The following is a 26,330-nucleotide window of genomic DNA, read 5'->3' on the forward strand; positions in this document are numbered from 1 at the left end:
AAAACTAAGTATGTCCTAGAACCTATGAGAAGACTCCAATTTTGGGGGAATTGAAATTGGAACAGAATAAACTAATATTCCAAATAGAACAGTTACGAATGCAATTATGCAACCTTGCAAAGGAAAAAGGCATCTCCCATCATTCTGTAATTGAATTAAGTCAAGAACTTGATAACTACATTGTTCAATATGTTCGACAATATGGGGGGAGAAATTCAAAAGCTGGGGAGCAGTCATTATCTCGATCTTCCAGTTTACCGGATTAGATTTCTCTTTCCGTGACTTCTGCCTCTTCAGAATCAAGTTCCCATAGCTCAGAAAATCACGCTAAAAAATAGGAATCAGCTTCTTATTCCTGTATTTGTACATGTCAGGACTCGAGTCTGTCTCTTGACGCACTTCAAAGAAAAGGTCATCGGTTACGCGAACACTATCTGCCCCATGAAGTTGTTTATTCAGGTCAGTAAAAAGCAGATGTCCGTCTTCCATTCTGTACAAGGTTGTATGGAATGAGGTGGTTGCCACAAAAGAACCGATGATGATCTCATCTCCGTCAAGCTTCCCTTCATAAACCGTACCATTGTGATCACCCGAGCCTTATTATGCCGCATCTACGATTAACCAAACGAGCGGAATAAAGTCTAAAGTCCCTTCTATTCCAAACCTTGGCCGATAAGCCGCCAAAATTTGTAGTATAATCATTCAATATTTCAAATCTTCCACCAAGGTGATGAGACGATGGACATTCGTTCTTTCCAGATGACAGACTATGAGGCGGTAGTAGAGCTATGGATGCGTGCAGGGCTGACCCTGTCGCCCTCCGACAGCCGGGAAGCGATCGAAAAAAAACTGCAGCGCGACCCGGAGCTGTTTCTGGTAGCCACCGAGCAAGACCAGTTAATCGGTGCCGTCATGGGTGCTTTCGACGGTCGCCGGGGATGGGTCTATCACCTGGCCGTCGATCCAGAATCCCAGGGCAAACAAATCGGACGCCTGCTTATGAACGAGCTGGAGGAGCGGATGAGGGCAGTCGGCTGCGATAAGATGAATTTATTGGTGGCGCAAGATAACGTGCGAGTCGGAGCGTTCTATCAAAAGCTAGGCTTCACCCGCGATGACGTATTTTTCATGGGAAAGTGGATCAATCGGCTGTCATAAACCTAGAAAACACCAAACGCTGTAGAGATGAAAAAGGGAGAAAACAGCGAAGGTCTTTGGGACACAATCCCAGGCAGGTCAGCCCCATGCGGTGTCCCACCGAACCTGAAGCGTTTTCTCCCTTTTTCATCTCCTCCACTGCAGCCGGAACTACGAACGTTTTTCCCAACGCCGAGCCAGAAAAGTGATAATCCCGCCCAGCCTGCATACAGTGTAGCAATGCGTCAGGAAGGGGGAATATCAGGCGTGATCAGTATCGCAGGAATGCCAGTCGACCCGGCGGCATTGGCCAGCGAATGGCGTTTGAACAGCGTCCAGCGCGAGACTGTCGACAGAATGGCTCGGGCGGGGGAAGTGTTTGACTATCCAAATGCCGAATTGCTCCGCTACGAGCTCAGACTGCGCAATCAAATTGTCGTTTCCTCCCTGCAGCTGTTCCGGAGCGGCCTGGCTTTTGCCACCTTTGAGGAGACGAGATGCAACGAAAGGTTTTGGGTGCGGACGGATTACGGAGGGTGCATGCTCCGGCCCGAGGTGCCTCCGTCCATCGCTATCGAAGACATTTTCCGAAACGGCCATGCCTATGCGTTTGAATGCGCGACCGCAATGGTCATTATTTTGTATCACGCAGTTTTGCAGACGATTCGCAGGGCAGATTTTGACCAATTGTTCAGAGGCATTTTGCTTTATGACTGGAGGTATGATCAGGATCTTCGGCTGACTACAGAGCAAACGCGCACCTTTTTGCCAGGGGATATTCTCTACTTTGAAAATCCCGAGTACCGGCTGGATGAGCCGGAGTGGCAGGGGGAAAATGCCGTCGACTTGGGCAATGGCAGATATTTTGGGCATGGGATCGGTGTCGAAACCGCGGAGGGGATCCTCCATCATCTGAACGGCAAGCGCAGACCCGGAGCGACGAGACGCGCCCAACTGCTGAGCCAGGCGACGCGGCCTGGTTTTGCATACCTGGCTGCTTTTGAGGATACCGGGGGAATCCGCTTCATGTCTGGAAGCACGGAGACAGAAGCCGGGAAAATCAGGGCGGAGATCGGGTCGGCAGTATGGGAGCTGTGATGAAAGCCGTTACGAAAGCCGTTATGAAAGCCGTTATGAAAGCAGGCCGGTAGAGGTTTCTACTCTTCCCGGCCTGTTGTTGTTATGGGGCGCCTACCAGCGGCCGATGGCAAAACGGGACAGGTCATGGACCGCAGTTCCGCTGGTCAACAGCTGACTGGCAGCCTCTCCGACCGCGCTTGCAAACTTGAAGCCATGTCCGGAAAAACCGGCGGCAATGACGATGTGCGGGTACTCTGGATGCTTGTCGATGATGAAATCCTCGTCCGGAGTAAAGGTGTACAAGCATACCTTGCCTTGACGCAACGGCCCGGCTGCCTGCGGCATGAATTTTTCCAGAAACGAGCGGGTATCCGCTTCGTCGGAAGGACACGTCCCAAACGTGCGGTCGAGTTGATCGGGGTGCACCGGTTGGCCGCCGTCATGGCGCCCAATTTTGACACCAGCCCCGTCAAAGCTGGGGAAGCCGTAAAAGATCGAGTCCGGCAAATCAAAAATAAATGCGGGAAACCGGTCGGAACGGTACAGGCTCTCGTCTGCTTCAAACCAGGAGACCGTTTTTCGCGTAGGCGTCAGTGGCAGGGAAAGGCCGAGAGAAGTCAGTACATCCGGGTTCCATGCTCCGGCGCTGATCAGCAGCCTGTCGCAGGCGTAGGTGCCATGTTCGGTTGCGACCACCGCTCCATCCGGCGCCGCAGAAATTTCTTTTACCCGTTCGTTGACCAGAAGCTCTGCACCGTGGAGAAGCGCTTGCTGGCGATAGGCCCGGATGCAGTCTTCGCTGTAAAGGACACCGGAGGTAGGCTCGTAGCACCCGGTGAAATCGTCTGGCATGTGTATCCCCGGCCAACGCTTAGCTGCCTCTTTCGCGCTGAGAACCTCCAGCGGAAGCGAATAGCGCTCTGCACTCTTTTGCACATTTTGCACGAAGCGAGAGTCGCGAGGACCGCCGCTTAGTACGCCTGTCTGTACAAACAGGCGCTTTCCTGATGCCTCCTCCAGCTCCTTCCACAGCTCCATGGCCCGAATCGTCAATGGCACATACAGCTCGCCTTCTCCGTATGCATGACGGATGATGCGCGTGTCGCCGTGGTGGCTTCCCATCTGGTGCGGCGGGTCGCCGGCGTCGATCAGCAAGGTATGGACCCCTTGCCTGGCCAGGTAGTAGCCGGCTGCCATTCCCATGGAACCGGCCCCGACAATAATGACATCATAGTGTTTCACAGTGGCTTCCTCCTCTTCCCACAGTGCTGACTCATACTGTTTTTCAAACTATTATCCTACAGATGCATCGCGAGGTCGAGGCGGCATTGTTGGTACTTTCAGAAAGTTTTCTCCCTCTGGTTTCATTTGTAAAAAAATCGGGAAATACATAGCAAGCTAAACCAAAAAATTTAACCGAACGAAGCGGGTGGTTGCATGAAAATGACCATAGGGAAATAATTAAGCGGGGCTTTTTCGATCTTGCTTGTCATCATGATCCTTTCCGGTTTTTTGGCCGTATACAAAATGCACAAGCTGAACGAGAAGGTTTCGGAGTTTACCGACGGCTGGATGCCCGGTCTGCAGGCGGTGCTGGAAATAAATGCCGCACTCCAGACGATCTACGCCTACGATCAAAGCCTGTATGCCACAGTAAATGCGGCCGACAAAGAGAAAATCGTCAAACAAATCGAAGAGCAGTTTCTCTATGTGGAGGAAAAAACCAAGGATTACGAAAAGACGGTTCAAACCAGTGAAGATGCTGAAATTTTTGGGAACCTGCAAAGAACCCTTGAGGTTTATAAGACGTTCAATAATCGCATTGTCGAGTCCGGGAAGGAAATAGACGTGTCCACCGTGGCTACGCCGGAGGATTTGAAGCGGTTGGAAGAGCTACGCCTGCAAGCCGACATGCTGTTCAAGGAACGGCAGCAATACGTGGATGAATTAAAGAAACGAAACAGCGAGGGGGCCAATCAAGCGGTCGCGGAAAGCTATCAGCTTTATCGGGACGGCATGCGGGATACACTGCTCCTGCTTGTCATCTCGCTCGCTGGCGGGATTCTTCTGGCGGTTGGTTTGACCAGAAATATCCGCAATCCGCTCGTTAAGCTGGTGGCAAACGTAAAAGAGGTGGCGTCTGGAAATTTGCGCGTGGAACCGTTGATCATCAAGAATCGGGACGAGTTTGCCAGCCTGACGCAGTCCTTTAATGAAATGACAGCCAGCTTGCAAACCTTGATCCGTCAGGTGAGCACGTCATCAGAGCAGGTGGCGGCGTCTGCCGAGGAGTTGACGGCAAGCGCGGAACAAACGAGCAAGGCGACAGAACAAATTGCCGTGACCGTTCAGGAGGTAGCAGCAGGAACGGACAGGCAGGTCAGGAGCGTCGATGAAGGCTCCAGAGTGGTTCGTGAAATGACAGCCAGCATCCAGCATATCGCGGCCAATGCGCAGAGTGCGTCTTCTACAGCTGTTCAGGTGGCGGAGCTGGCAGGCGAAGGAAATCAGGCTATTCAAGCCGCGGTACAGCAAATGAGCGCCATTCACGATTCCATACGCAATCTGACGGGGGCTGTAGAAGGACTGGGCAAACATTCCCAAGAGATCGGCCACATTATCGAAGTGATTACGGGAATTGCAGAACAGACCAATCTATTGGCATTGAATGCGGCGATTGAGGCGGCCCGCGCCGGTGAGCACGGAAGAGGCTTTGCCGTCGTAGCGGACGAGGTCCGCAAGCTCGCCGAGCAGTCTTCCCAGTCGGCCGCACAGATTGCCAAGTTGATCAATACGATTCAGGAGGAGACCGTGCGGGCAGTCGATTCCATGCAGGCGGGGAATCGGGAAGTGCAGTCCGGCATCGCGGCCGTTCATCAGGCAGGAGAAACCTTCGGACAAATCCAGTACTCGATCCAGGATGTCACCGAGCAGATCCGGGATGTCTCCGCCGCAGTTCAGCAGGTGTCAGCCCATACCGATCAGGTAGTCGAAGTGATCAGCTTGATCGCCGAAGGATCCGACGTCACGGCAGACGGCACGCAAAATGTCTCGGCCGCTACGGAAGAGCAACTGGCTTCCATGGAGGAGATAGCCGCTTCCGCGACATCGCTGTCCAAGCTGGCGGAGGAGCTGCAGGATACTGTCTCCGCATTTAAAATATAGCGCCAGTCGTTGGTTGAAGAGCTGGATGGATGCAGATTGCTGCATAGAACGCGAATAGTTTGATGAATAGTTTGGTGTAAGGCTGTAGGGCGGTAAGTCTCTACGGCCTTTTTCATGTAAATCCGGATGATAACAGCTTGTTTCAAAAAACAACAGAAGGCGGAGCTCTTGCAGACAGGTACAATCGGCAAGATCTTCAAGTTTTTTTCGCAAACACTTGTAACCGAGAAGACGGAGGCATATAATAAGTTGTAACTGATAATGAAAATCATTGATAACGGCATGAATCAACACAGTGGAAGGATGGAACCGATGGGAACCGATTGGAATACAGCCGTACTTGAGCAGAAATACCGCATCTCGTTTGCCGATGAGATCAATGCTCCGCTTGTCTTTTCAGCCGAAGGTCTGCTTCGAAAAGAGACAAGCATGATGTTTCTGCGGCAGGTAGGAGAACAGATCGGATCTCCCGGCAGCGTTGTGACGGCATCCCTCTTCTTTAAACGGTTCCTCGCTCTGATGACCGGCGCTCTGCATGCCATGTCCCATGATTCGGTGGGCTTGCAGCTTTCTCTTGCCAATGTTGTGTTAACAGGAGAAAAAAGCTGGAGCATTCCGCGATTTGTCCTGCTTGATCAATCCGTCAGCAGACCGGAAGACGGAAGCCGCGCACAGTGGCGGGAGCAGGTCGTCCGCGAACTGTTTGCGGGTACGATCCAGCCATTGATTGCCGCGCTTTGTGCAGCTACTTCTGTTAAAGCCCATGTTCTGTGGGCCCACGCTTCGTACCTTGTGCATTTTTACTACAAGCGCTGGCAGGATGCGGCGGAGTCTGCAGAGCTCAAGAGGCAGATTGCCGACGACTATCACTACCTGACCAAAGCAGCCGATCCGTCCGTGTTTGGCCTGAAAAAAGGCCAGCCCCTCGACACTTCCTATACGATGATTCCCCATCCGTCGGGCAAGGGAGAGCCGATCCAGATCCGGCACCAATGCTGCTTCCAATACCGGCTGGAGGGCGGGCGATGCTGCTATACATGTCCGCACCTCAATGAAACCCAGCGCGTCGAGCAGATTCTCGCGCTCGGCCACTAAGCATTGCCACTACGATCATAAACAGTGCTGTCTGATGACGGCACTGTTTTTAGTTTTGTTCACTGATAGGTCCCCGACATGTATAAAATCGCGATTTCGTCGTATAAGTACAGGGATGGCAGTGCAGGACCTTGGCATATTCGCAAGTTTTTCCACGGACTTGTGCATCCGTGATATGATGTTGGAATCATCGTACTCGGCCCTGGGGGTATATTCATGGAACAACTGGTAGTGGGCAGTTTATTATCTGCATTGGCAACGGGAGCAGGCGCTCTTCCCATTCTTTTCTTTAAACAGGTTACCCATCGCTGGCGGGATATTTTATTGGCGTTTACAGCCGGAATCATGATGGCTGCTTCTACGTTCAGCCTGATCCCGCAGGCATTGGCAAATGAACGCTTGATCGTCGTCTGTCTCGGGGTGTTGACGGGAACCATCCTCTTGACGCTGCTTGAGAGCGTCATTCCGCACATCGATCTCGAACACACGCGGGCGAATATCTCGATGGACTCGCAGTCATTGCTCATTTTGTCGGCCATTACGCTGCATAACATTCCGGAGGGACTCTCCGTCGGCGTCAGTTATTCATCCGAACAGAGCGGCCTGGGCGGCCTGATCGCCTTTGCCATCGGCGTCCAGAATGCGCCGGAGGGCTTCCTCGTAGCCTTGTTTTTGATCAATCAGCGGGTCAGCCGCTTTAAAGCCTTTTTGCTCGCGACTCTGACGGGATCAGTCGAGATTGTGTCTTCGTTTGCCGGGTATTACCTGACGTCCTTCGTAGAGGGATTGGTGTCTTACGGACTGGCGTTTGCGGCCGGAGCGATGCTGTTTATCGTGTACAAGGAACTGATTCCCGAAAGCCACGGAGACGGCCATGAGCGCTCCGCTACCTTTTCCTTTATCGTCGGACTGCTCGTGATGATTTGCCTGATCAGATGGTTTGGATGAGGTTTTTCACAAAACTGTCCCGATTTTCCGCAACTTTCTCTCACAACCGACGGCAGAATTACCGAAACCATATATAGAGATATTTTTCGAACACGGTAGTTAGGGAGTGTCACAATGGAAAAATCGACCTTGCTCGGTATTGTATTAGGGATTATTGCAGTTGTCGTCGGGATGATCTTGAAACACGCGAGTCCGAGTGCCTTGCTGAATCCGGCAGCCTTCATGATTATTATCGTCGGTACGGTTGCGGCTCTGATGAACGCGTTTCCCCTTTCGGAAATCAAACGGATTCCTGCACTCTTCAAAATTTTGTTCACCGAACAGAAGCTGCCGTCCAAGCGGGAGCTGATCGACCAGTTTATGAACTGGGCTTCCATCGCTCGCCGCGAAGGCCTGCTGGCGCTGGAAAACACCTCGGACGAGATCGAGGACCCGTTTCTGAAAAACGGCATGAAAATGATCATCGACGGCGGAGAGCCGGAGTTTGTCCGGGACGTCTTGAATGAAGAGATTTACGCCATCGAAGAGCGGCACCAGTCCGGCGCACTGATCTTCAGCCAGGCGGGAAGCTACGCGCCGACGCTCGGGGTATTGGGTGCGGTAGTCGGCTTGATCGCCGCCCTGGGGAACCTGAGCGATATCGATGCTCTCGGCGTGTCGATTGCGGCGGCATTCGTGGCGACGCTGCTGGGGATTTTCACCGGGTACGTTTTGTGGCACCCGTTCGCGACCAAGCTGAAGCGCAAATCCAAGCGCGAGATCGAGATCAAAAAAATTATGGTGGAAGGACTCCTTTCCATTCAAGCGGGTGTTTCCCCTGCGGCTATCGAGCAGAAGCTCCTTGTCTACATTCCTTTGCAGGAACGTGCAGCAGTGAAGGAGGAGAAGAAGGAGGAGGAGGCCGCAGTAAATGGCTAAGCATTCCAAACGTCACGGCAATCATGAAGAGCACACGGATGAATCCTGGCTGATTCCTTACGCGGACCTGCTGACCTTGCTGCTGGCCCTGTTTATCGTATTGTTTGCCTCCAGCAAGATGGACGCGAAAAAATTCGACCAAATGGTTCGTTCCTTTGATGTGGCGCTGAATGGCGGGATCGGCGTGTTTAACCAGCCGAGCCCCGTGCCGCTCGACCCGTCGCTGCCCCAGCAGACCTTGCATATGGGCAAGGAGACGGACGACAAGGAAAAGACCGAGGAAGAAAAGAAGATGGAAGAGGCCATCCGCAAAGAGACGGAGGATCTGAAGAAGCTTCAGCAGCGCATGGAAGACTACATCAAGGCAAACAATCTGGGAGACAAGCTGCAGACTCAGCTGACGGACGAAGGCCTGCTGATTACGATTTTGGACAATGCCCTGTTCGATTCCGGAAAAGCAGACCTCAAGCCGGAGGCCCGCAAATTGGCCGCAGAGATGGCTTCCATGCTGGTGCCGCATCCGAAAAAGGTGACGGTTACCGGCCATACGGACAACGTTCCGATCCATCGTGCCGAATTTCCGTCCAACTGGGATCTCAGCGTGAAGCGCTCCGTCAACTTTTTGAAGGTCCTGCTCGAAAACAGCAATTTGGACCCGTCCAAGTTCAGCGCGACGGGAATGGGCGAGTACCATCCGGTGGCATCCAATGCGACACCGGAGGGAAGAGCGAAAAACAGGCGCGTAGAGGTGGCGATCCTGCGTGATCTGGCATCGCCGCCAAAGAGCAGCCCTCCGCCGGCGACCGAGTAGATGAAAACAAAAGACCAACTGGCTAAAGGACAGCGGTTTTTCGCCGCTGTTCTTTTTTCTTGAAGGGCTTGGCTGACCAGGCAGGAAGCCTTGACAATCAAAGAGGAAAAAGGAATAATACAGATGTATAACAAAGTAAATTAATCGGAATACTTTTAATAAAGAGGGGGAGTTCAGGTGAGATATGTAGAACGGTCGGTTCGGATTCCTTTTGACCAATATGAGCTGGCTGCCACTATTCATGAGCCTGAGCTGGTACGGAAAGACGACAGCCTTGCTGATACAACATTGTTGATATGTCACGGATTTGTGGGCAACCGGATTGGGGTGGACCGGCTCTTCGTCAAAGCGGCCCGCGATCTGGCAGTGTCTGGTCTGACAGTGGTCCGATTTGACTACGGCGGATGCGGGGAAAGCGAAGGAGATTACGGTGCCGGAGGACTGGAGCTTTTGGTCAGACAGACTCGTGAGGTGCTTGCTTATGTACGCTGCCGTGAGCAGGGCCGTGCTGCCCGCAGAGTTATTCTGCTGGGACACAGTTTGGGCGGAGCCGTTTCTGTCATTACGGCTTCATTGGAGCAGAACATCGACGGCTTGATCCTCTGGGCCCCTGTCCCGCGTCCGTTTGAGGATATTGTGCGGATTGTGGGCGAGCAAGGGTACGAGGAGGCTGTGCAATACGGCCGGACCGATCACCGGGGGTACTCCTTGCAGGAGACATTCTTCCAGTCGCTCCATGCCTACGACCCGTTGCAGCAAGCGGGTCAATTTGACGGTGATGTCCTGCTGCTTCACGGAAACAGGGACGAAGTCATCCCGCTGGACTCTCTCTTTCACTATGAACGCGAATTTCGTCTCCGCAAGAGCGGACACTGCGAGACGGAGATTATCGTACGGGGGGATCATACTTTTTCGGCGCAAGACGCCTACCAGCGGCTGGTCGGGAGAACGAGCAGCTGGCTGAGCGTATTTGCCGGAAGCGAAACCGTGGCGATATAAGCAAAGGGCCAGGGGTTTGGCTGAAGAGATTCTGCCTTGGCACAAAAGATTTTGGTACAAAAGAGGTTGACACAAAAGAGAAAGAGACAAAGATCGCAGGGAACGGTCTTTGTCTCTTTGTTTATAATCCTCTTTGTCTTCAGTACCAATCTGGAAAGAGCTTCTCTCTCGAGTGAGGTTACTCTTGTTTTTGTTCGAGCAGACCAAGCGCTCTCTGAGCCATCTCCATGTGTTCTTCTTTGCCCGTGTGCAAGGCGAACATGCCGATCAGCACCGGATAGGCGGCCCATTGCTCGGCGATATGCTCGCGCATGCGGGGCCACACTCGGCCGCCAAAAGCCTGGTACTGGTTCAACAAGACATCAAGTCCGCTTTCTCCAAACAGCGCGTAATAAATGGTGAAATCCGTTCCGGGGTTCGTTACTTCTGCTTCTGTCCAATCCAGAAGTCCCGTCACCTGATTACCCTCGTTTATCAGAATGTGCGGCGGGTGCAGGTCGCCATGAACCAGCACGGAATGCTGAGGCCAGTAGCTATCGTCAGCTATCCATCTTTGCCACCTGTCCCACAGCGTATCAGACACTCCGATCTTGCGCTTGATGTCATCCATATTTTTAGCGAAGGTCTCTCGTGCTTCGGCTGGACTCTTCACGCGGATACCGGCAGAAGCCGCCAGATCATGGTCAACCCCATGCAGGGTGGCGAGTGCCTGGGCCAGAGAGCTGACAAAAGCGGCGGGCAGCGGGTCGTGCTCCATTTTCCAAGCGTATCCATTGGACACCGGATCTACCGTTGCAGCGGGAGTTCCCTCCAGCAACGGATAGGCGATCAGCTCAGACGTGTATACACGCCAGTTCGGAACGGCAACAGCCAGATGACGTTGGAGTAGCTGCAGAACCTTGTATTCATTATCCGCTCTGTCCATTACGTCGGGCCGTCTTGGCTTGCGTAAAACCCAAGGCTTGCCGTCTTCATCGGTTACGAATGCGACTTGAAAGTCCATGCCGGACTCATTGATCTCTACGCGACTCGGATCAATCCGAAGACCGTTGTTTTTGGCGATACGCAGCATATCAGCGACAACTGTTTCATGATTTGTTGGTTGAATGGGGTTCATAAGGGCGAGTCCTCCTTTTATTTTGCTCTTGTCTGGCAGTAAAACTTGCTCTCTTGGCTGCCCGAGAACTGCGCCAAAACGAAAAAACACAGGCTGCTGCTGCCTGTGTTTGGGATAATCGGAAGGGATGGGACAGCTACAGGAGGAGTCGCTTGTTTACGGAAAGCGAAAAACACTCCTGACGGCTGACTGATTGGCCGAGATCAAATGAAATGAACAGTAACCACCGACAAGTGCGGTATGTTGACAGGCACGATTCCTCTGACGTCCACACCATCCCTACTGCGATGCGAGGTGCAAAAAAGCGATGAGGACACAAAGCGGCCTTCAAGACCAAAACCTGGAATTGTTCAATTATTCGATCATGCGTGTAGAAACAATGAGTACAAAGAGGAGGCTGCAAGGCCATCTCATTTTGCAACTTAGTTAGATTAGGTTACGAAAAATAGGCAGACCAATCCCGATTACCCTGCACACAGGCAGAGCCTTTGAGCACTATGATTTTTTAGTGGCGCAAAGTTCGCAAGCGGGAAAAATGGTCTAACACACGTAACCCTCCGTTCCTGTAAGATTGTTTAATTCTAACAGATTTTCGTTCCAGTTGCAATACTTGGAAAATGACGTCCATTATGTTCGTGCATAGGGAAAATATCATACAATTTTACTTGTGCATTGAGGAAGGCGGTGAGGTCATGTATGACAGGCTGACAGCTTGATCTCCTCGATGGAAGAGATGGAAAAGATCAAAAAAGGCCAGGAGCCCGTATTGGATCAATATATGCACTGCCGGTCCTGATATGATCGGGAGAAAGAAGCAGTACGCATTCCTTTTACTGACACAGGGTACAGATTTAATCCGTTACATGGAGGCATTTCGCAATCTGAAGCCGCTCGTAAATGTGATGTCTGGAGCTCAAGACCTGGACGTTGTTTTAGATGGTGTTTCAGAGGAAGAAATGACGGGGTTAGCCGCTGAAGTAGCCTTCCTTCTCCAGCCGTTCAGCCAATGGATAGATATGCTTGCGGAAAATGTATCCGTAAGCGGCCAAGATGATGCCGTAGGTCAGCCAGCTTCCGAGGGATAGCGCCGATAGGTACACGCCGTAGCCCTCGATGCCGAACCGGCTGATGAGCAGCGCCCGGATCCCGGCTTTGACAAAGACCGGTAGTCCCATAAGGAAGGTAAGCAACAAAAACCAGCGATATGCCTCCGGGTGTCGAAATAACCGCAGGCTGCTCTGAACGGGATAGCCTATGGAAGCAGCGACATCAACAGAAAAGAGCATAGCGGCGGGTTCTTTTTACTGCAATCGACAGAAAAAAGAACAGGCCGAGTGCTGCATCGGTGTATATATTGTTCCGCAGCAGCCATTCAGGGGAATCGGAAAGTAGGTCGAGGAAACGGGGGATAAGCAGTGTCGCGAGCAAAAAGACACCCGTAAACGTGAAGCGCCGGTCTTTGAACAGCACGTAAAGGCCATAGCAAAAGCCTGGCAGCCCTGACAAGAGAATCGCGCTGTAGTCCCCGAGGACAGGCCTGCCGTAAGACCACACGAGGAGAGGCAGCGCCAGAAAAAAAGCAGCTTCCAAAAAGACTCTTTTCATCTGTAACACTCCACTCCCGAAAAACAGCCTTGAAGCTACAGGATTTACCACATGATTATAGACAAGAAGCGATACCTATGCCAAGTGAAATCTCTCACTTAGCCGGGGTTTCGCTCTTTTTGATTTCCTCCAATAACCCCCGGCATCCAGCTTCCACTAGCTGATATACATACTCAAACCGTCCGGTATAATACGGGTCCTCGACGTCTCTCTCCGGCAAATGTGCGGCAAAGTCCATCAAGCGGTGGACATGCACTCCTGGAGGGGCCATCCGCTTTAGAGCGGCCAGATTTTCTTCATCCATGCAGACGATGTAGTCAAAGGTGGAAAAGTCGTCTTGGGTGATCTGACGAGCTTTCAGGCTTTCGTGGGCGATTCCTTTCCCGGACAGAACCTTGCGCGTACCGCTGTGGGGTGGCTCACCGGCGTGCCAGCCCCCGATACCCGCCGAGTCGATGGAGATCTGGCCGCTCATCCCTTCCGACGCGACCATATGGCGAAAAACGGCTTCGGCCATCGGAGAGCGGCAGATGTTGCCCAGGCAAACAAATAGGACATGTGTCATGGCTGTTGCTCCTTTCCTTGCAAAACGTTCTCGAAACTTCTGTATGATAGAATACCATAGAGAGGGACAAAAAGAGAGGGACGGGAAGGTTATTGTGAAGTCATATGTGTACCGCATCCGCTTTATCGTGTCCGTCATCGCCGTTACCGTTCTGCCCATCATCGTGACAGGAGTTGTGCTGTTGAAAGCGGCGGAGCAGGCGCTCTTGCAGGAGAAGGAGAAAAAGCTGCTGGCGATCACAGAGCAGCTTGATTTTGCCCTGTCGCAAGATTTTGAAAACGTATTGCGTGAAGAGGGGCTGCAGAACGCCTCGCGCGAGCAGCAGATCGCAGCGCTGAACCGGAAGCTTGAGCAGCTAACCGATCAGATCGCAACCGCTCATCCGGGCATCGGTGTCGGCTATTATGCGAGGCGGCTGGACGCGATCATTACATACGGCCCCAGCCGGGAAATGGGCCAGCATGTGGGCATGCCCATCGCGCCGGATCATCCGGGAAGACAGGTGATGAGCCGGCGGTCAGCCGATGTTGTCGTCGGTCCGCAGGTGCGCGGCGAAATTATGAATGCGATGTATCCGATCGAACGGAACGGAGAGGTGATCGGCTACGCATGGGCAAATGAACTGATGCAAAGCATTGATATACAGCTCGCCGGAATGCGCCAAGGCATCTACTCCATCGTAGGGATTGGCTGTGTGATTGCAGCCGTAGCCAGCGGACTGATGATACACAGAGGCGAGATTATTTTGCAGGAAATCAAAGAAGGCTTGCGGCGGCTCAGTCTCGACCTTTCCTTTCGGATGAAACCGGCGAAGGGCGAACCGGGCGAGATATTCGAGGCGATCAACAAAATGGCAGGCGACCTGCAGGCGAGCCGCAGCCATACGGAAACGATCATTCACAGCATGGAGAGCGGTGTCATCGCACTGGACCACCGCGGCCGCGTCACGGCATGGAATGAAGCGGCGACCCGCATTACAGGGGTCAGTCTGGAACAGGCGATGGGCCGGGACTACGAGGATGTGTTTCGCGGAGAAGAGGAGATTTTGAAAGCGCTGTCCGATGCGCTTGGCGAGGGAAAAACGACACGGGATGCGGAATGGAGCCCTCGGGGCGCGGGCAGAGCCAGACTGTTCGTAAAAATCGGCACGTTTATCTGGAAGAGTCCGATGGAGCAGGTGCTTGGCGCGATCATTGTGATGGATGACCGAACCGAATGGAAACGGATGGAGTCGAGTCTGGCTCAGGCCAAAAGGCTGGCGGTGATCGGGGAGCTGGCGGCCAGCATTGCTCATGAAGTCCGCAACCCGCTCACCTCGATCAAGGCTTTTGCGCAAATCATCGAGGAGGAGCTGCCTGCTGGGCATGACAGTCGGGAATACACGGGGATCATCGTCGACGAGGTGGAACGGCTGAATCGGTTTGCCGATGAGCTGCTGCTCTTTTCCCGGCCCAATGAAGAGCATCATGTGCCCTCGCGTGTCGGAGAGGTGCTCGATCAGACGCTGCTGCTCATCGAGCGCCGCGCCGTCAGCCAAGGAGTCTTCTTGCAAAAGGTGTATCGGGATGCGCCTGCAACTGTTCTGGCTTCACCCGAGCTGCTCAAGCAGGTATTTCTCAATATTTTGATCAATGCCCTGCAAGCATTGAGGGACGGGGGACTGCTGCTGGTGGAGACAGAGGCAGTGGATGGACATGTTTGCATTCAGATCACCAACGAAGGACCGCCTATCGCGGAAGAGCATCTGTTGACCGTGTTTGAGCCGTTTTTTACGACCAAAAAGTCGGGAACCGGGCTCGGCCTTGCCATATCGCAACGGATCGTGCAGGCGTACGGCGGGCAAATTTTCGCCCGCAATGTGGACATGGGCGTGCAGTTCACTGTGGTGCTGCCCGCCAATAAGGAGGAGGCATTGCGATGAAAAAACGAGTGCTGCTGGTCGATGACGAAATCAATGTCCGAAAAGCGCTGACCACGGCGCTTCGGAAGGTGGGATATGAGACGAAAGAAGCATCCAGCGGAAGAGAAGCGCTGGAGCTTTTGAAAGACTTCCGCCCTGAAGTCATGCTGCTCGATTTGCGCATGCCGGAGCAGGACGGAATGGAGACATTACGGCGGCTCAGAGACATGCAGCAGATGGAAGACGCTTGTCCCAGCGTAGTGATGATGACGGCCTACGGCACGGCCAAGGACGTGATGGAAGCGATCAAGCTGGGCGCATTCGACTACGTGCAAAAGCCGTTCGATCTTGGACGGGTCAAACAAGTAGTGGCACAGGCGCTCCGCCAGCGGGAAAGCGACCAGGCCAACCGGCTGAGCGAGGCATCTCTCGACGAGCCGTGGGAGGGCCCCGGTCTGGTCGGTCTCAGCCCGGCCATGCAAGAGGTATACAAACTGGTCGGACGGGTGAGTATGACAAAGTCGACGGTCCTGATCCAGGGCGAGAGCGGCACAGGAAAAGAGCTGATTGCCCGAGCGATTCACAGCAACAGTCCGCGGGCAGGAAAGCCGCTGATCGCCGTCAATTGCGGCGCGATTCCGGAAAATTTGCTGGAGAGCGAGCTGTTTGGGTACGAGCGCGGCGCTTTTACAGGAGCGACGGGGCAGAAGCCGGGCATGGTCGAGCTGGCGGATGGCGGGACGCTGTTTTTGGATGAGGTCGGCGAGCTCAGTCCAAGCCTGCAGGTAAAACTGCTCAGAGTGCTCCAGGAGCGCACCTTCGTCAGGCTGGGCGGCATAGAGCCGGTATCCGTAGATGTGAGAATTATTGCTGCGACCAATCGCGATTTGCAGGAGCGTATCCGCCAGGGGCTGTTTCGTGAGGATTTGTACTACCGGCTGAATGTCGTTCCGATCCACATGCCTCCGCTGCGGGAGCGAAAAGAAGATATACCGCTGCTTGCTGAGCACTTTTTAGCCAAATACGGGCGGGAGATGGGCAAGGGGCCGTGCTATCTGTCAAAGGCTGCGATGGAGTCGCTGCTGTCCTATCATTGGCCGGGCAATGTCCGCCAATTGGAGAATACGATTGAGCGGGCATTGGTCATCGCGGGCGGCTCCGCTATTTTGCCTGAGCACGTCGAGGGTCCTTTGCAGGAAACAGAAACGGCAGAGACGGGCAGGATGGGGAGCATGCTCCGTTGGGAGGATCGGACGATGCGGGAAATTATCCAGGAGGTAGAGCGGGAGGCGATTGTCAGAGCGCTGCAAAAGGAGGGGGGAAACAAGCTGCAAACGGCGAAACGGCTGGGGATTTCCAGACGGGCGCTGTTGTACAAGCTGGAGATGTACGGATTGAACGGGACAGACGGTGTGCAAAATGGAGGCGAAGTGCGCAAAAAGTAGCCAGTTCGTTGTCAGATGCTTTATGAAAGCGCATACATGGCGTGGGGTTGGCTCTCTGAAAAGACTGGCACGCCAGTTGCATTCTCCTGACAAAGAAGTCATCAATCTTTTTTGGAGAGGAGAATGCCTTGTGTTTCAAGCGTTGACCAACGCCTCCGTCCGGATGGTGCAGCGTTATTTGCCTGACGCCTTTTTATTCGCGGTCATTCTTACTTTTCTCGTTTTTGTGGCAGGTATTGTCGTCAACGGGAAATCGCCTCTGGAAATGGTCAGCTTCTGGGGAGACGGCTTCTGGGGACTGCTCAGCTTCACCATGCAGATGGTGCTGATTCTGGTCACCGGACATACACTGGCCGAGACAGACATTTGCAAAAAGGGCCTGCGGGCAGTCGCTTCCATGGCCCAGACTCCGGGACGGGCGATTGTTCTCGTCACGCTGGTTTCCTGTATCGCCAACTGGATCAACTGGGGCTTCGGACTTGTCGTCAGCGCTCTGTTGGCCCGCGAGATCGCCAAGCGTGTGGAGAAAGTCGACTACCGCCTGCTGGTAGCCAGCGCATACGGCGGATTTGTCGTCTGGCATGGCGGCCTTGCCGGCTCGGTTCCGCTCACGGTAGCGACGGAAAAGCACAGCCTTCAGGATGTGATCGGCGTCATTCCTACGTCCGAAACGATGTTTTCCGCGATGAACCTGACCATTGTAATCGCGATCATGGTGATTTTGCCGCTGGTCAACCGACTGATGCTGCCAGCCGAGAAGGACAGAATCGTCTTCAAGGGCGCAGACCTGGGGCGTGAGGAAACGGCTGCCACTGCCGCTCCGGCAGCGGATGAAAACAGCCCGGCAGTAAAGATGGAGAACAGCCGCATCATTTCCTATCTGATTTCGGCCATCGGCTTTGTGTATCTGATCTCTTATTTTGTGGAAAAGGGCTTCAAGCTCAATCTCGACATCGTCAGCCTCGCCTTTTTGTTCCTGGGAATTTTCCTGCACGGGACGCCGCGCAAATTCCTCGATGCGATGGGAGAGGCGATCAAGACCACGACCGGGATTGTCGTGCAGTTTCCGTTTTACGCCGGCATTATCGGGATGATGACCGCTTCGGGACTGGCTGCAAGCATTTCCCAATGGTTCATCAGCATTTCGACTCCGACCACGTTCCCGCTCTTTACCTTCTGGAGCGCCGGTCTACTGAACGTGTTTATTCCTTCGGGCGGCGGCCAGTGGGCTGTACAAGGGCCGATCATGATGCCCGTAGCGACGGAGCTGGGCGTATCGCATGCCAAGGTAGCCATGGCCATCGCCTGGGGCGATGCATGGACCAACCTGATCCAGCCGTTCTGGGCGCTGCCCGTCCTCGCTCTGGCAGGACTCGGGGCAAGGGATATTATGGGTTATTGTCTGATGATGCTCTTCGTCACAGGAGCCATCATCAGCCTCGGATTTTTGCTATTCTAGTATCAACGTTTGAAAGAAAAATGCCGCAGGCGGCTGGAAGCTGAGCGATGCTCGTTTCCGCCGCCTGTTTTTTGAAGACAAGCCGTCTATTTGGTCAAAGTTCAATCGTCTTCGTCGCTATTGTTTTGCAAAATTCACTGTCGTGCTCCACAAACAGAATGGTAGGCGCGTATTCAAGCAGCAGCTCCTCGATTTGCATGCGGGAGATGACGTCGATAAAATTAAGCGGCTCATCCCAAATGTGCAAATGGACGTTCTCGGAAAGGCTTTTGGCGATCAGCACTTTCTTCTTTTGGCCGCCGCTGAAGGCTGCCATATCCTTTTCAAATTGATCCCGGGAAAAATCAAGCTTTCGCAGCAGGGATTTAAACAAGCTTTCGTCTATCCCGTTCATTCGGGCATAGTCCTTTAAATTGCCCTGCAAATGCGAGGTATCCTGGGAAACATAGGAGATTTTCAACTGGCTTCCCTTGTTGAACGTCCCCGTATAGTCGATGTTCTCGCCGCAAAGCAGTTTGAGAATGCTTGTTTTGCCGGAGCCGTTCTTGCCTGACAGGGCAATTCGCTCCCCTTGCTCAATCGTAAAGCTGACATCGCTGCACACCAGCTTTTTGCCATAGTATATCGAAACGTCTTTGAGCTCGGCAAGCTGGTTTTTATGATAGGGCAGCTGCGTTATTTTCAAGCTGTCTGCGGTCTCGATATTTTTCAGGAGCCTGCTCCTTTCCTCGATCGCAGCTTGCTGCCTCTGCTCAATTGCTTTTGAGCGTTTCATCATTTTGGCTGCCTTGTGGCCGATATACCCTTTATCCACCTTTGAACCGGAATTCCTAGTGCCGTTTTTCGTCTTTTCCACTTCATGGGACCAGATGCTCGTTCGTCTGGCGGCGTCGGACAAGCGCTTGATGTCTTTTTTCAGCTTTTCGTTTTCTGCAAGCTCAAAGTGATCCTGTCTCTTTTTATTTTCCCACCAATCGGAGAAGTTGCCTTTTTGAATATCGATGTTAGTCTTGTTGATGGAAAGGATGTGATCCACGCAGTTATCGAGAAATGCCCGGTCGTGGGACACCAGAATAAAACCGCTCTTTGTACCCAAATAGTCGCTGACCAGTTTTCTTGCAGCCATGTCCAGATGGTTGGTTGGTTCATCAATCAGCAAAAAGCTGTTTTCCTTGAGAAACAGAGCAGCCAATAGCACCTTCGTCTGTTCCCCGTTGGACAATGTGGCAAAGGGCCGGTACAATACATCCTCTGAAACCTGCAAAAGTGAAAGCTCGCGCATGAGCTGCCAGTTCTGATAGTCGGGAATCATCTCGTTGATGACATCGAGCGTATGATGTTCCTTGTTGTCGACGTGGAAAGGAAAGTATTCAAAGCTGACAGCGGCGGAAATGGTTCCGCTGTATTCATATTTTCCGAGCAGCAAGTTGAGAAAGGTCGTCTTGCCTCTGCCGTTTCTTCCCGTAAATCCCAATTTCCAATCGGTATCGATTTGGAAGCTTACGTTTTCAAATATGTGATCGAAGCTGCCGTCATGGGCAAACGTCAGGTTTGCCACTTTGATCAATGACATGAACATATCCCCCTGTATGGAAAATAGAAAAGCCGCAAGAAAGTTACCTTCTTGCAGCTCAAAAAACATACAGCAAATCCAACCCGCTTCGGAGTCGGATGAGGATATATGATTTGAGTGAAAAGATATCGTAACTTTCTTGCACATACGAAATAAAACATGCGAAACATGATTCGCTTTATTGTTTTCATTTCATAAGCAAGAAAAATTACATTCTTTTCAACTCCATATCAGTAAATTACATGTATCATATCATGCGTTTCTTTTCATTTCAACAAAAACGAAAGGGGTGATCGAGGCCGCCGTCCGGCACGCACAGCTCCCAACAGGAGTTATCCTCCAAATCAGCAAGTTGAAACGTCTGTTTTGTCTCCGCCAACAAAATATGCTCGGACCGGAAAATTTGTTGGATGAATCTGGATGGTCTGCTAATATACATAGAGAGACGGCAAACATAGGCGTACGGACATGGAATCAAATGATGGGGGTACAAAACCATGAGCCCTAGTGCAAAACCGCGGGTATTTGTCGGCTCCTCGGTCGAGGGGTTACCTCTGGCGCAAGCGATCCAGGCCAATCTCTCATACGTTGCACAGGTTACACTCTGGTCACAGGGCGTATTTGCCCTGAATCAAACGGCGCTTGCCAGTCTGCTGGAACATTTGGAATCAACCGATTTTGCCGTGTTTGTCTTTTCCCCCGACGATCAGGTTCGTCTGCGCGGAGAGGAGTGGACAACGGCTCGCGATAATGTATTGTTTGAGCTCGGGCTGTCCATGGGCAAGCTGGGACCGAACCGGGCCTTTTTTGTAAAGCCTCGCGGGATGACGATGTTCCGCATTCCCACCGATCTGTTCGGCATCCAGGCAGGAGACTACGAGGCCGACCGGGATGACGGGAATCTTTCTGCCGCGCTGGGCGTTTTCACGGGCGAGCTGGCCCGGATTATCAAAAAATGGGGACGCAGGCAAGAGATTCGTGATATTATTGAAAGAAAAGAGAGACTAGAGGCACAATTGCACTTTTTGTATTCACTGATTAAGTACAGCAAGCATACCGTGGAGACGAGAAATCATGTCAACCGGATTCTGGATAAAATGCTCGGCTCCTGTCACATCCCGGAGACGTTCAGTCCTTCGGCAGCCACGCTGTTTTCTCTGGTCGACCGTGAGCTTGTTCAGATCGGTCATGCCCGGGACGTCGATGAAGACCACCGCTTTCGCCTGGATCACAATGAACTCTTCCCGCAGAACCAGAACTGGATGGTAGCCGCATTTTTGTCCAATGAGTCAGTGATGGGCTGCAAGGGACAGTTTGGTCTGCTTGGCGAATACGAGTACATCATCTCCATCCCCATTGCGAAAACATACGTGATCACGTTCCATCTCGTAACACACACGCAGATAGCCGAGTCCGAGTACGATCACTTTCTCGAACAGTTTACGACAGTGAATAAGCCACTTCTTGATACATTCAATGTATTTCTGGAGAGGGGGGTGGAATTGTATGCTAGCCAACAACCATCCACGCAAAAGAGGTAAAACCATGCGATTGACATTGACAGGACACCCGTTTGGTCCAGACGAGACGGATGTGACATGGAAGCGCAAGAAAACAGTAGAGATCGCCGAAGTCGCTCGCGAGCAGTACGCCCAGGAGGCGGAGACCCTGCTGGACGAAGTGTTTCCGGAGGGACCGAGCGTCTTGAAATCAGCGGAAGGCGTACGGATTGTAGCGACGCGGAGAATCAACTTTGACGAACCGACTTTCGGCTGAGGACGAGGGAGCTCCCCTCGTTTTTTGTTGGCTGAAAGGCATGAATCCATCGCGGGTGCACGGTCATTGCGTGGTCTCGGAAAAAGAGAGACAGAATATACGGAAAGACAGAGAAAAAGCCGACAGCCCCAGAGGAGGCGTCGGCTTTTTCAGCAATGTTGAATGATTGGCACTTATTTTATATGGTAACGCGATTGAACCATATCGTGGTCGCTGTTACACAGCGCTCATTTCCGGTTCTTCCTGTTTTTCGGCCTGCGGGCGGACCAGTTGTTTGATCGTGACCCGGGTGACGCGGTGGTTATCCATTTGAGCGACTGTGAACACGTGATCCTCAAGCTCGACGGACGCTCCGACGGCGATATCCTCTTCCAACTGGCTGTAGAGCCATCCTCCGACAGTATCGACGTCTTCGGAAACGAGCTCAAACGGCAAGTGGTCATTGAGTTCGCTCAGGAGCATTTTGCCGGCGACAGACAGGCCGTTTTCCAGCTTCTCAAGCTCAGGGCGTTCGTCGGTATCGAATTCGTCTTGAATGTCGCCGACGATTTCCTCCAAAATGTCCTCCATCGTCAACAGGCCGGCAGTGCCACCGTATTCATCGATGACGATCGCCATCTGCGAACGTTTTTTCTGCATCAGACGGAGCACATGGCTGATTTCCATCGATTCGGGAACAGTCAGCAAGGGACGAAGCATATCCTCCAGACGAGCGGTTTCATCCTGCAGGGCAGACAAGTAAAAGTCGGTCGCATGCACGAAACCGATCAGATTGTCCTTGTCCTCTGCGGCCACAGGGAAGCGGGTGTGACGCTCCGTGCTGATAATCTCCAGGTTTTCTTCAAACGTATTCGTCGTATATAGACACACCATATCGATCCGGGGGATCATGATCTCCCGTGCGAGGGTTTCCGAAAAATCAAATACGTGCTCCACGAGCGACAATTCTGTCTGATCGATATGGCCGCTCTGGTGGCTCTGGTTGACCAGCAAGCGAATCTCTTCTTCCGTATGGGCCGCTTCATGTTCGGATACCGGTTCCAGGCCTACCCATTTGAGCAGTCTGTTGGCGGTTCCGTTCAGCACCCAAATAGCCGGGTAAAGCAATTTATAGAAAAGCATCAATGGTGCAGCAACCCACAGCGAAGTTGTTTCTGCTTTTTGAATAGCGAGTGATTTCGGAGCGAGCTCACCGAGCACGATGTGCAGGAAGGTGATGATCGCAAACGCCACGCCGAAGGAAATCGTCGACACAAGGTAGGAAGGCAGCTGGTACGAACCGAGCAGCGGCTCCACGATCATGTGAGCGATCGCGGGTTCACCCACCCATCCGAGACCAAGCGATGCGAGCGTAATCCCTACCTGACAGGCAGACAAGTACGCGTCCAGCTTTTGTGTAACCTTCTGGGCAAAAGCGGCTCGCTTGTTCCCCTCGTTTACGAGCTGAGTCAAGCGTGTCTGCCGTACTTTGACGAGTGCGAATTCGGCGGCTACGAAAAAGCCATTCAACACAACCAGAAACAATACAAGCAGCAGGTTAAGCACTATCGGAATACTGTCCAAGCAAGAAGTCATCCTCTCTGGAATTATTTTGAATGTATACTACTATGGTACAGCCTTTTCCCTATTTGCTCAAAGGCGATTTCCGTCCATTGTGAGCAATTCACCCCCATTCCGACCGAAAAACGGCAGTAGGGTGTCCGGCTCACACGTTTTTGAGCGCTGGGGTGGCCAGAGAGGTCAAAACAGAGTTCTTTAGCCTCATCGAATCTGAAGCAGCTGCTGCGCGTAAACGAAAAAGACCGACAGAACGGCTGCCAATCCGAGATAGGCGGCCAGTACCTTCCACTTGGTAGAAGCGGGCGCCTCGTAATAGGTCGTCAGACGGTGCAGGAGCTCATCGATCTGGGCAATCCGTTCCCGGGCCTGTTTTTCGGCCTCGGTCAGCAGGCGGGAGGGAACAGGCTGCGTCCGTTCGTAGTCGTAGAATTCCATCGGTTCCCGCTCCCATTTGCGGAACAGCTCCCAGGTTTGTTCCGCGAACAATTTGTCCAGGCGTACCCGATCCTTGGCAAACCGTTTTTCGTCCTGCAAAAAGGGAATGGCAAAGCCTTCCGGTGCTTTCTTTTTAGCAGCCTCCAGATGTTTGGCGTTCAGGCTTTCCCGCGTTTCCCATGTCGATTCAAGCTGCGGCCAGCCGGCCATCGTCTCCAGCAGGGTGTGGAGCTTCTCTTTTTCGTATGCCAGCACCTGTTTTTTATACCCTTCCCGGGCGCGGTTCCACCAGGTAACCAGGCCGAGGATAAAGATAAAGACCATGATCGGTCCCGGTCTTGCAAACAGCATGGCTCCCAGTCCGATCAGTCCGATCAGCCAGATTTTTGTCGACAAGACGGAGACGATGCGTCCGCCGTCCAGCGGGGAGACCGGAAGCAGGTTGAACAGGTTCAACAGCGCCCCCAAATAAATCACCAATGCCCAAAACGGATCCTGTGTCCACCAGTACAGCGGCAGAGCGGGAAGAAAGGCTAGCATGCCTGCCAACGGCCCGCCGTAGGCCAGATACGCTTCGGTGCTCGCGTCCCGCGGATGATCCTTCATCGCAATAAAGGCACCGGCAAACGGAATAAAGACGGCCGGTGAGGTAGCAATTCCTTTTTGTCTCGCGGCAATCACATGGCCCATCTCATGGACAAAGATGAGGTAGACCAGCGCAGCGGCAAACTTCCAGCCGTAAAACATCGCATAAGCGCCGAGGCTGAGAGCCATCGACAAAAGCGTGGTTCCAAATTTGGAGAATTTCAACAAACCCAATACCCACTTGAGGTTGGTCAAGAGAAAAGCGCCGATGGCCAGCAGCGCCGACCTGGTTTTATTCATGCCATTTCCTCCTGTACGGTTTTCAAAGCTGCCCTCCGGGAAAAACGTGCATGTGCAAAAAGGAGGATAAGCAAAGTGCCGATCATCCTTTTCATACGTACAGAGCAGCGGAAAGTTTCCTATTCGTCCAGCAGACGAGGGTTGACAAAGGAGAAGCCGTACTCCCCGTATCTTCTGTCGTAGCGCAGCTCGCCGCCGTCAAAATACCAAAAATCGTTCGGGCGAATGACGAACCGCATCCCTTCTACTTCGAAAACAGCGTCGCCTGGCTCGACCTCGTCCTTTTCAATCGCGAAAAACAGGCCTCCTGTTCCCGGGCCTCCGGTGCGTACGTACAGCCGAAGTGTGTCTCCGGGACGAAAGTCGGCGTATTGCTGATAGGCGAGGGCGAATGCCGGTTGAATTTGCAGGTGAATACTCATGACGAGACTCCTCTCAAACATCTGTCTATCCGTCTAGTTTACCATTAGAAAACGCGGTTCCGCCAATTTCCGCCTGGAAAAAGGGAAAAACGCCGCTGGTGGTGGCGGCGTTTTCTTTGGTCCACGTTTGGACAGCTTCAAACGAATTCCTAATCTTTACCTTTGCTTACATCCAGTGTCGGGTGCATGAATCGGGCCCGATTGGGCGGAACGTCCTCAAGCAGCTCCCTGTTCTCCGTCGTGTTCCACCCGATGTCGTTGGTCGGATGGACCCAGCCGTCCCCAGCCATGACGGATGGGTCCGTGTCTGTGCTCCACTGGTTGAGCGGAGAATCCTCGGAGTTGTAGTAGCTGTCCCCGATGACCACACCGTGCTCGTTTACAAATGGCTTTTGCATGGTGCGGGAAGAGTCCTTGTAGTCGGGGGAGCTGATTTGATGGGGGAGCGTGCCGTCAAGGGACACGTCTTTTACCTCTTTGGAAGTATGATCAGCCATGCAGGTGCCCTCCTTGGTGGAGTTACCGGTTTTCTTTTAGTCTCTCTTGTGGTTCACTATTGATGGAGCCATCAGAACGAACGGCCTCCGACTGGGCTTTGGGACCGCGAATCTCGGCAGTTTTCCCGAAATCCTTAGCTTTGTTTCGTACCATTGTCTGCCCTCCTCTATTGTCACATGGGCTTAGTATGGCCCAATCGGGCAGATTCGATCATAGCATTGTGAAAGGAGCACGTATGTATGGCAAAGAAACAGCGCAAGCAAGAACGCCAGGCGCCGAAATTCGCCAAGGCGGAAACCCCTGAAAAAAACGGTGTGAACGTAAAGGAAATGTTGAGTGACGACGCGCTTGGAAAATTGAAGCAGCTGGAGCGCCAGATGAAGGAAGAACTGGAAAAAGCGGAGCAGGCAGCCGCCGAACGGAAGCGGCGTGAGCAAGAGGAGCGGGAGCGAAACAAAAGCTTTGGCGAGCTCCTGGAAGAGTATGAGAAAAAAGGCGGAGGCAAGTACAGCTGATGACCGAGGAAAAAAATCAGCGTGAAGGCCGGCCCGACACGTCAAAAAACGGCATGCTGAAGCGCCGGGAGCTTCACGTCAAGGACGATGCCGTCAAGGAGCGGGGCAGAGCAATCCTCTCCCGTCTGGGGAAGAAGAAAACATAAACAGGGATTTTTACTCCTCTTTTCCCATATAGCTAGTAGAAGGGGAAAGGGGGAATGACCGTGGGGACCATCCTGCTCTTTGTCAGTGTCATCTGTGTAACGGTGGGTACCTGGCGGTTGCTTCGCATCTACAAAGCGGGCAGACCCGGTGGAAAAGTGTTGTGGTGGGCGGTAGCCAGCTTCGGCATTACGCTGTTCTTTGTCCTGAAGCTCGTGGCGGATACCCCGACCTTGTCATGAGAAAGCTTTGATGGCCGATCCAGTCTTTGTGCCGGT

The 26,330-nt window shown here is 52.9% G+C and carries 27 protein-coding genes and 1 pseudogene; 17 read left to right on the plus strand and 11 right to left on the minus strand.

The window, feature by feature from the left end:
• Nucleotides 1-56: 56 nt before the first annotated feature.
• From NST96_RS05460 to NST96_RS05470, 3 genes are all read left to right on the plus strand, one after another.
• Complete coding sequence (locus tag NST96_RS05460) at nt 57-266, plus strand: aspartyl-phosphate phosphatase Spo0E family protein (RefSeq protein WP_227277798.1); 210 nt, start codon at nt 57-59, stop codon at nt 264-266.
• 472 nt (nt 267-738) lie between these two features.
• Complete coding sequence (locus NST96_RS05465) at nt 739-1,158, plus strand: GNAT family acetyltransferase (RefSeq protein ID WP_003390968.1); 420 nt, start codon at nt 739-741, stop codon at nt 1,156-1,158.
• A gap of 246 nt (nt 1,159-1,404) precedes the next feature.
• Nucleotides 1,405-2,235, plus strand: a complete 831-nt coding sequence (locus NST96_RS05470; RefSeq protein WP_003390971.1) for a protein-glutamine gamma-glutamyltransferase — start codon at nt 1,405-1,407, stop codon at nt 2,233-2,235.
• Between the two features lie 93 nt (nt 2,236-2,328).
• Here NST96_RS05470 and solA read toward each other — a convergent pair whose 3' ends face one another.
• Nucleotides 2,329-3,459 (minus strand): N-methyl-L-tryptophan oxidase, encoded by a 1,131-nt coding sequence (solA, locus tag NST96_RS05475; RefSeq protein ID WP_003390975.1) that lies wholly within the window; start codon nt 3,457-3,459, stop codon nt 2,329-2,331.
• Nucleotides 3,460-3,690: 231 nt separating this feature from the next.
• Here solA and NST96_RS05480 point away from each other — a divergent pair.
• The 6 genes and pseudogenes from NST96_RS05480 to NST96_RS05505 form a co-directional block, all read left to right on the plus strand.
• Nucleotides 3,691-5,382 (plus strand): annotated as a pseudogene (locus tag NST96_RS05480) (methyl-accepting chemotaxis protein); the annotation flags it as partial.
• Nucleotides 5,383-5,694: 312 nt separating this feature from the next.
• Nucleotides 5,695-6,477 (plus strand): IucA/IucC family C-terminal-domain containing protein, encoded by a 783-nt coding sequence (locus NST96_RS05485; protein ID WP_003390977.1) that lies wholly within the window; start codon nt 5,695-5,697, stop codon nt 6,475-6,477.
• Nucleotides 6,478-6,693: 216 nt separating this feature from the next.
• Nucleotides 6,694-7,425: a ZIP family metal transporter gene (locus tag NST96_RS05490; RefSeq protein WP_003390979.1), complete on the plus strand. Its 732-nt coding sequence runs from the start codon at nt 6,694-6,696 to the stop codon at nt 7,423-7,425.
• Between the two features lie 114 nt (nt 7,426-7,539).
• On the plus strand, nt 7,540-8,343 hold the full coding sequence (gene motA / locus NST96_RS05495; protein WP_003390981.1) for a flagellar motor stator protein MotA: 804 nt from the start codon (nt 7,540-7,542) through the stop codon (nt 8,341-8,343).
• Entirely contained in the window at nt 8,336-9,154 is an 819-nt protein-coding gene (gene motB / locus NST96_RS05500) for a flagellar motor protein MotB (protein WP_122958446.1), read from the plus strand. Before motA ends, motB begins: the two co-directional genes overlap by 8 nt.
• 177 nt (nt 9,155-9,331) lie before the next feature.
• The gene (locus NST96_RS05505) at nt 9,332-10,153 is read left to right on the plus strand and encodes an alpha/beta fold hydrolase (protein WP_051925403.1); all 822 of its coding nucleotides are present in this window, start codon (nt 9,332-9,334) and stop codon (nt 10,151-10,153) included.
• Nucleotides 10,154-10,331: 178 nt separating this feature from the next.
• Here NST96_RS05505 and NST96_RS05510 read toward each other — a convergent pair whose 3' ends face one another.
• The 4 genes from NST96_RS05510 to NST96_RS05525 form a co-directional block, all read right to left on the minus strand.
• Nucleotides 10,332-11,270, minus strand: a complete 939-nt coding sequence (locus NST96_RS05510) for a macrolide 2'-phosphotransferase (protein WP_279041784.1) — start codon at nt 11,268-11,270, stop codon at nt 10,332-10,334.
• A gap of 965 nt (nt 11,271-12,235) precedes the next feature.
• Nucleotides 12,236-12,463, minus strand: a complete 228-nt coding sequence (locus tag NST96_RS05515) for a hypothetical protein (RefSeq protein WP_141334231.1) — start codon at nt 12,461-12,463, stop codon at nt 12,236-12,238.
• Nucleotides 12,464-12,539: 76 nt separating this feature from the next.
• Nucleotides 12,540-12,875, minus strand: coding sequence for a VC0807 family protein (locus NST96_RS05520; RefSeq protein ID WP_122958445.1), 336 nt, complete (start codon nt 12,873-12,875; stop codon nt 12,540-12,542).
• A 94-nt stretch (nt 12,876-12,969) separates the two neighbouring features.
• Nucleotides 12,970-13,440 (minus strand): low molecular weight protein-tyrosine-phosphatase, encoded by a 471-nt coding sequence (locus tag NST96_RS05525; RefSeq protein WP_039069999.1) that lies wholly within the window; start codon nt 13,438-13,440, stop codon nt 12,970-12,972.
• Between the two features lie 94 nt (nt 13,441-13,534).
• Here NST96_RS05525 and atoS point away from each other — a divergent pair, with 94 nt between their 5' ends.
• From atoS to NST96_RS05540, 3 genes are all read left to right on the plus strand, one after another.
• Nucleotides 13,535-15,361 (plus strand): two-component system sensor histidine kinase AtoS, encoded by a 1,827-nt coding sequence (atoS, locus tag NST96_RS05530; protein WP_031932119.1) that lies wholly within the window; start codon nt 13,535-13,537, stop codon nt 15,359-15,361.
• A complete protein-coding gene (locus NST96_RS05535) occupies nt 15,358-16,785 on the plus strand; it encodes a sigma-54 dependent transcriptional regulator (protein ID WP_039069997.1) in 1,428 nt (475 codons plus the stop codon). The genes atoS and NST96_RS05535 overlap by 4 nt, the downstream gene beginning before the upstream one ends.
• Nucleotides 16,786-16,915: 130 nt before the next feature.
• Entirely contained in the window at nt 16,916-18,244 is a 1,329-nt protein-coding gene (locus NST96_RS05540; RefSeq protein WP_003390998.1) for a short-chain fatty acid transporter, read from the plus strand.
• Between the two features lie 94 nt (nt 18,245-18,338).
• On the opposite strand, the gene NST96_RS05545 is transcribed toward NST96_RS05540, so the two are convergent.
• Entirely contained in the window at nt 18,339-19,817 is a 1,479-nt protein-coding gene (locus tag NST96_RS05545; protein WP_003391000.1) for an Lsa family ABC-F type ribosomal protection protein, read from the minus strand.
• Nucleotides 19,818-20,314: 497 nt separating this feature from the next.
• On the opposite strand from NST96_RS05545, the gene NST96_RS05550 reads away from it, so the two are divergent.
• Entirely contained in the window at nt 20,315-21,358 is a 1,044-nt protein-coding gene (locus NST96_RS05550; RefSeq protein ID WP_003391003.1) for a nucleotide-binding protein, read from the plus strand.
• A 4-nt stretch (nt 21,359-21,362) separates the two neighbouring features.
• Nucleotides 21,363-21,593 carry a hypothetical protein gene (locus NST96_RS05555; protein WP_003391004.1) on the plus strand — a complete coding sequence of 77 codons (231 nt, stop codon included), beginning with the start codon at nt 21,363-21,365 and terminating at the stop codon, nt 21,591-21,593.
• A gap of 216 nt (nt 21,594-21,809) precedes the next feature.
• Here NST96_RS05555 and NST96_RS05560 read toward each other — a convergent pair whose 3' ends face one another.
• The 5 genes from NST96_RS05560 to sspK all read right to left on the minus strand — a co-directional run bounded on the left by NST96_RS05560 (nt 21,810) and on the right by sspK (nt 25,546).
• On the minus strand, nt 21,810-23,156 hold the full coding sequence (locus NST96_RS05560; protein ID WP_003391007.1) for a hemolysin family protein: 1,347 nt from the start codon (nt 23,154-23,156) through the stop codon (nt 21,810-21,812).
• Between the two features lie 198 nt (nt 23,157-23,354).
• Complete coding sequence (locus NST96_RS05565) at nt 23,355-24,473, minus strand: site-2 protease family protein (RefSeq protein ID WP_031932121.1); 1,119 nt, start codon at nt 24,471-24,473, stop codon at nt 23,355-23,357.
• Nucleotides 24,474-24,592: 119 nt separating this feature from the next.
• Nucleotides 24,593-24,895 (minus strand): iron-sulfur cluster biosynthesis family protein, encoded by a 303-nt coding sequence (locus NST96_RS05570; RefSeq protein WP_003391010.1) that lies wholly within the window; start codon nt 24,893-24,895, stop codon nt 24,593-24,595.
• Between the two features lie 149 nt (nt 24,896-25,044).
• Nucleotides 25,045-25,392, minus strand: coding sequence for a DUF3905 domain-containing protein (locus NST96_RS05575; protein WP_003391012.1), 348 nt, complete (start codon nt 25,390-25,392; stop codon nt 25,045-25,047).
• A gap of 22 nt (nt 25,393-25,414) precedes the next feature.
• A complete protein-coding gene (gene sspK / locus NST96_RS05580; RefSeq protein WP_003391014.1) occupies nt 25,415-25,546 on the minus strand; it encodes a small acid-soluble spore protein K in 132 nt (43 codons plus the stop codon).
• Between the two features lie 86 nt (nt 25,547-25,632).
• Here sspK and NST96_RS05585 point away from each other — a divergent pair, with 86 nt between their 5' ends.
• The 3 genes from NST96_RS05585 to NST96_RS05595 are packed head-to-tail and all read left to right on the plus strand — an operon-like array spanning nt 25,633 to nt 26,294.
• Complete coding sequence (locus NST96_RS05585) at nt 25,633-25,908, plus strand: YqkE family protein (RefSeq protein ID WP_003391016.1); 276 nt, start codon at nt 25,633-25,635, stop codon at nt 25,906-25,908.
• On the plus strand, nt 25,908-26,054 hold the full coding sequence (locus tag NST96_RS05590) for a hypothetical protein (protein ID WP_003391018.1): 147 nt from the start codon (nt 25,908-25,910) through the stop codon (nt 26,052-26,054). The genes NST96_RS05585 and NST96_RS05590 overlap by 1 nt, the downstream gene beginning before the upstream one ends.
• Before the next feature lie 60 nt (nt 26,055-26,114).
• On the plus strand, nt 26,115-26,294 hold the full coding sequence (locus tag NST96_RS05595; RefSeq protein WP_035990244.1) for a hypothetical protein: 180 nt from the start codon (nt 26,115-26,117) through the stop codon (nt 26,292-26,294).
• The last annotated feature ends 36 nt before the right edge of the window (nt 26,295-26,330 follow it).

The organism is Brevibacillus sp. FSL K6-2834 (genome assembly GCF_038592925.1).
In the GTDB taxonomy this organism is placed as follows: Bacteria; Bacillota; Bacilli; order Brevibacillales; family Brevibacillaceae; genus Brevibacillus; species Brevibacillus borstelensis.

Excerpts from the sequence above, each read along its gene's own strand:
- NST96_RS05465 (WP_003390968.1), top strand. The coding sequence starts at position 739 with ATGGACATTCGTTCTTTCCAGATGACAGACTATGAGGCGGTAGTAGAG.
- NST96_RS05485 (WP_003390977.1), top strand. The coding sequence starts at position 5,695 with ATGGGAACCGATTGGAATACAGCCGTACTTGAGCAGAAATACCGCATC.
- NST96_RS05490 (WP_003390979.1), top strand. The coding sequence starts at position 6,694 with ATGGAACAACTGGTAGTGGGCAGTTTATTATCTGCATTGGCAACGGGA.
- motA (WP_003390981.1), top strand. The coding sequence starts at position 7,540 with ATGGAAAAATCGACCTTGCTCGGTATTGTATTAGGGATTATTGCAGTT.
- motB (WP_122958446.1), top strand. The coding sequence starts at position 8,336 with ATGGCTAAGCATTCCAAACGTCACGGCAATCATGAAGAGCACACGGAT.
- NST96_RS05510 (WP_279041784.1), bottom strand. The coding sequence starts at position 11,270 with ATGAACCCCATTCAACCAACAAATCATGAAACAGTTGTCGCTGATATG.
- NST96_RS05520 (WP_122958445.1), bottom strand. The coding sequence starts at position 12,875 with ATGAAAAGAGTCTTTTTGGAAGCTGCTTTTTTTCTGGCGCTGCCTCTC.
- NST96_RS05525 (WP_039069999.1), bottom strand. The coding sequence starts at position 13,440 with ATGACACATGTCCTATTTGTTTGCCTGGGCAACATCTGCCGCTCTCCG.
- NST96_RS05535 (WP_039069997.1), top strand. The coding sequence starts at position 15,358 with ATGAAAAAACGAGTGCTGCTGGTCGATGACGAAATCAATGTCCGAAAA.
- NST96_RS05545 (WP_003391000.1), bottom strand. The coding sequence starts at position 19,817 with ATGTCATTGATCAAAGTGGCAAACCTGACGTTTGCCCATGACGGCAGC.
- NST96_RS05550 (WP_003391003.1), top strand. The coding sequence starts at position 20,315 with ATGAGCCCTAGTGCAAAACCGCGGGTATTTGTCGGCTCCTCGGTCGAG.
- NST96_RS05555 (WP_003391004.1), top strand. The coding sequence starts at position 21,363 with ATGCGATTGACATTGACAGGACACCCGTTTGGTCCAGACGAGACGGAT.
- NST96_RS05565 (WP_031932121.1), bottom strand. The coding sequence starts at position 24,473 with ATGAATAAAACCAGGTCGGCGCTGCTGGCCATCGGCGCTTTTCTCTTG.
- NST96_RS05570 (WP_003391010.1), bottom strand. The coding sequence starts at position 24,895 with ATGAGTATTCACCTGCAAATTCAACCGGCATTCGCCCTCGCCTATCAG.
- NST96_RS05575 (WP_003391012.1), bottom strand. The coding sequence starts at position 25,392 with ATGGCTGATCATACTTCCAAAGAGGTAAAAGACGTGTCCCTTGACGGC.
- sspK (WP_003391014.1), bottom strand. The coding sequence starts at position 25,546 with ATGGTACGAAACAAAGCTAAGGATTTCGGGAAAACTGCCGAGATTCGC.
- NST96_RS05585 (WP_003391016.1), top strand. The coding sequence starts at position 25,633 with ATGGCAAAGAAACAGCGCAAGCAAGAACGCCAGGCGCCGAAATTCGCC.
- NST96_RS05590 (WP_003391018.1), top strand. The coding sequence starts at position 25,908 with ATGACCGAGGAAAAAAATCAGCGTGAAGGCCGGCCCGACACGTCAAAA.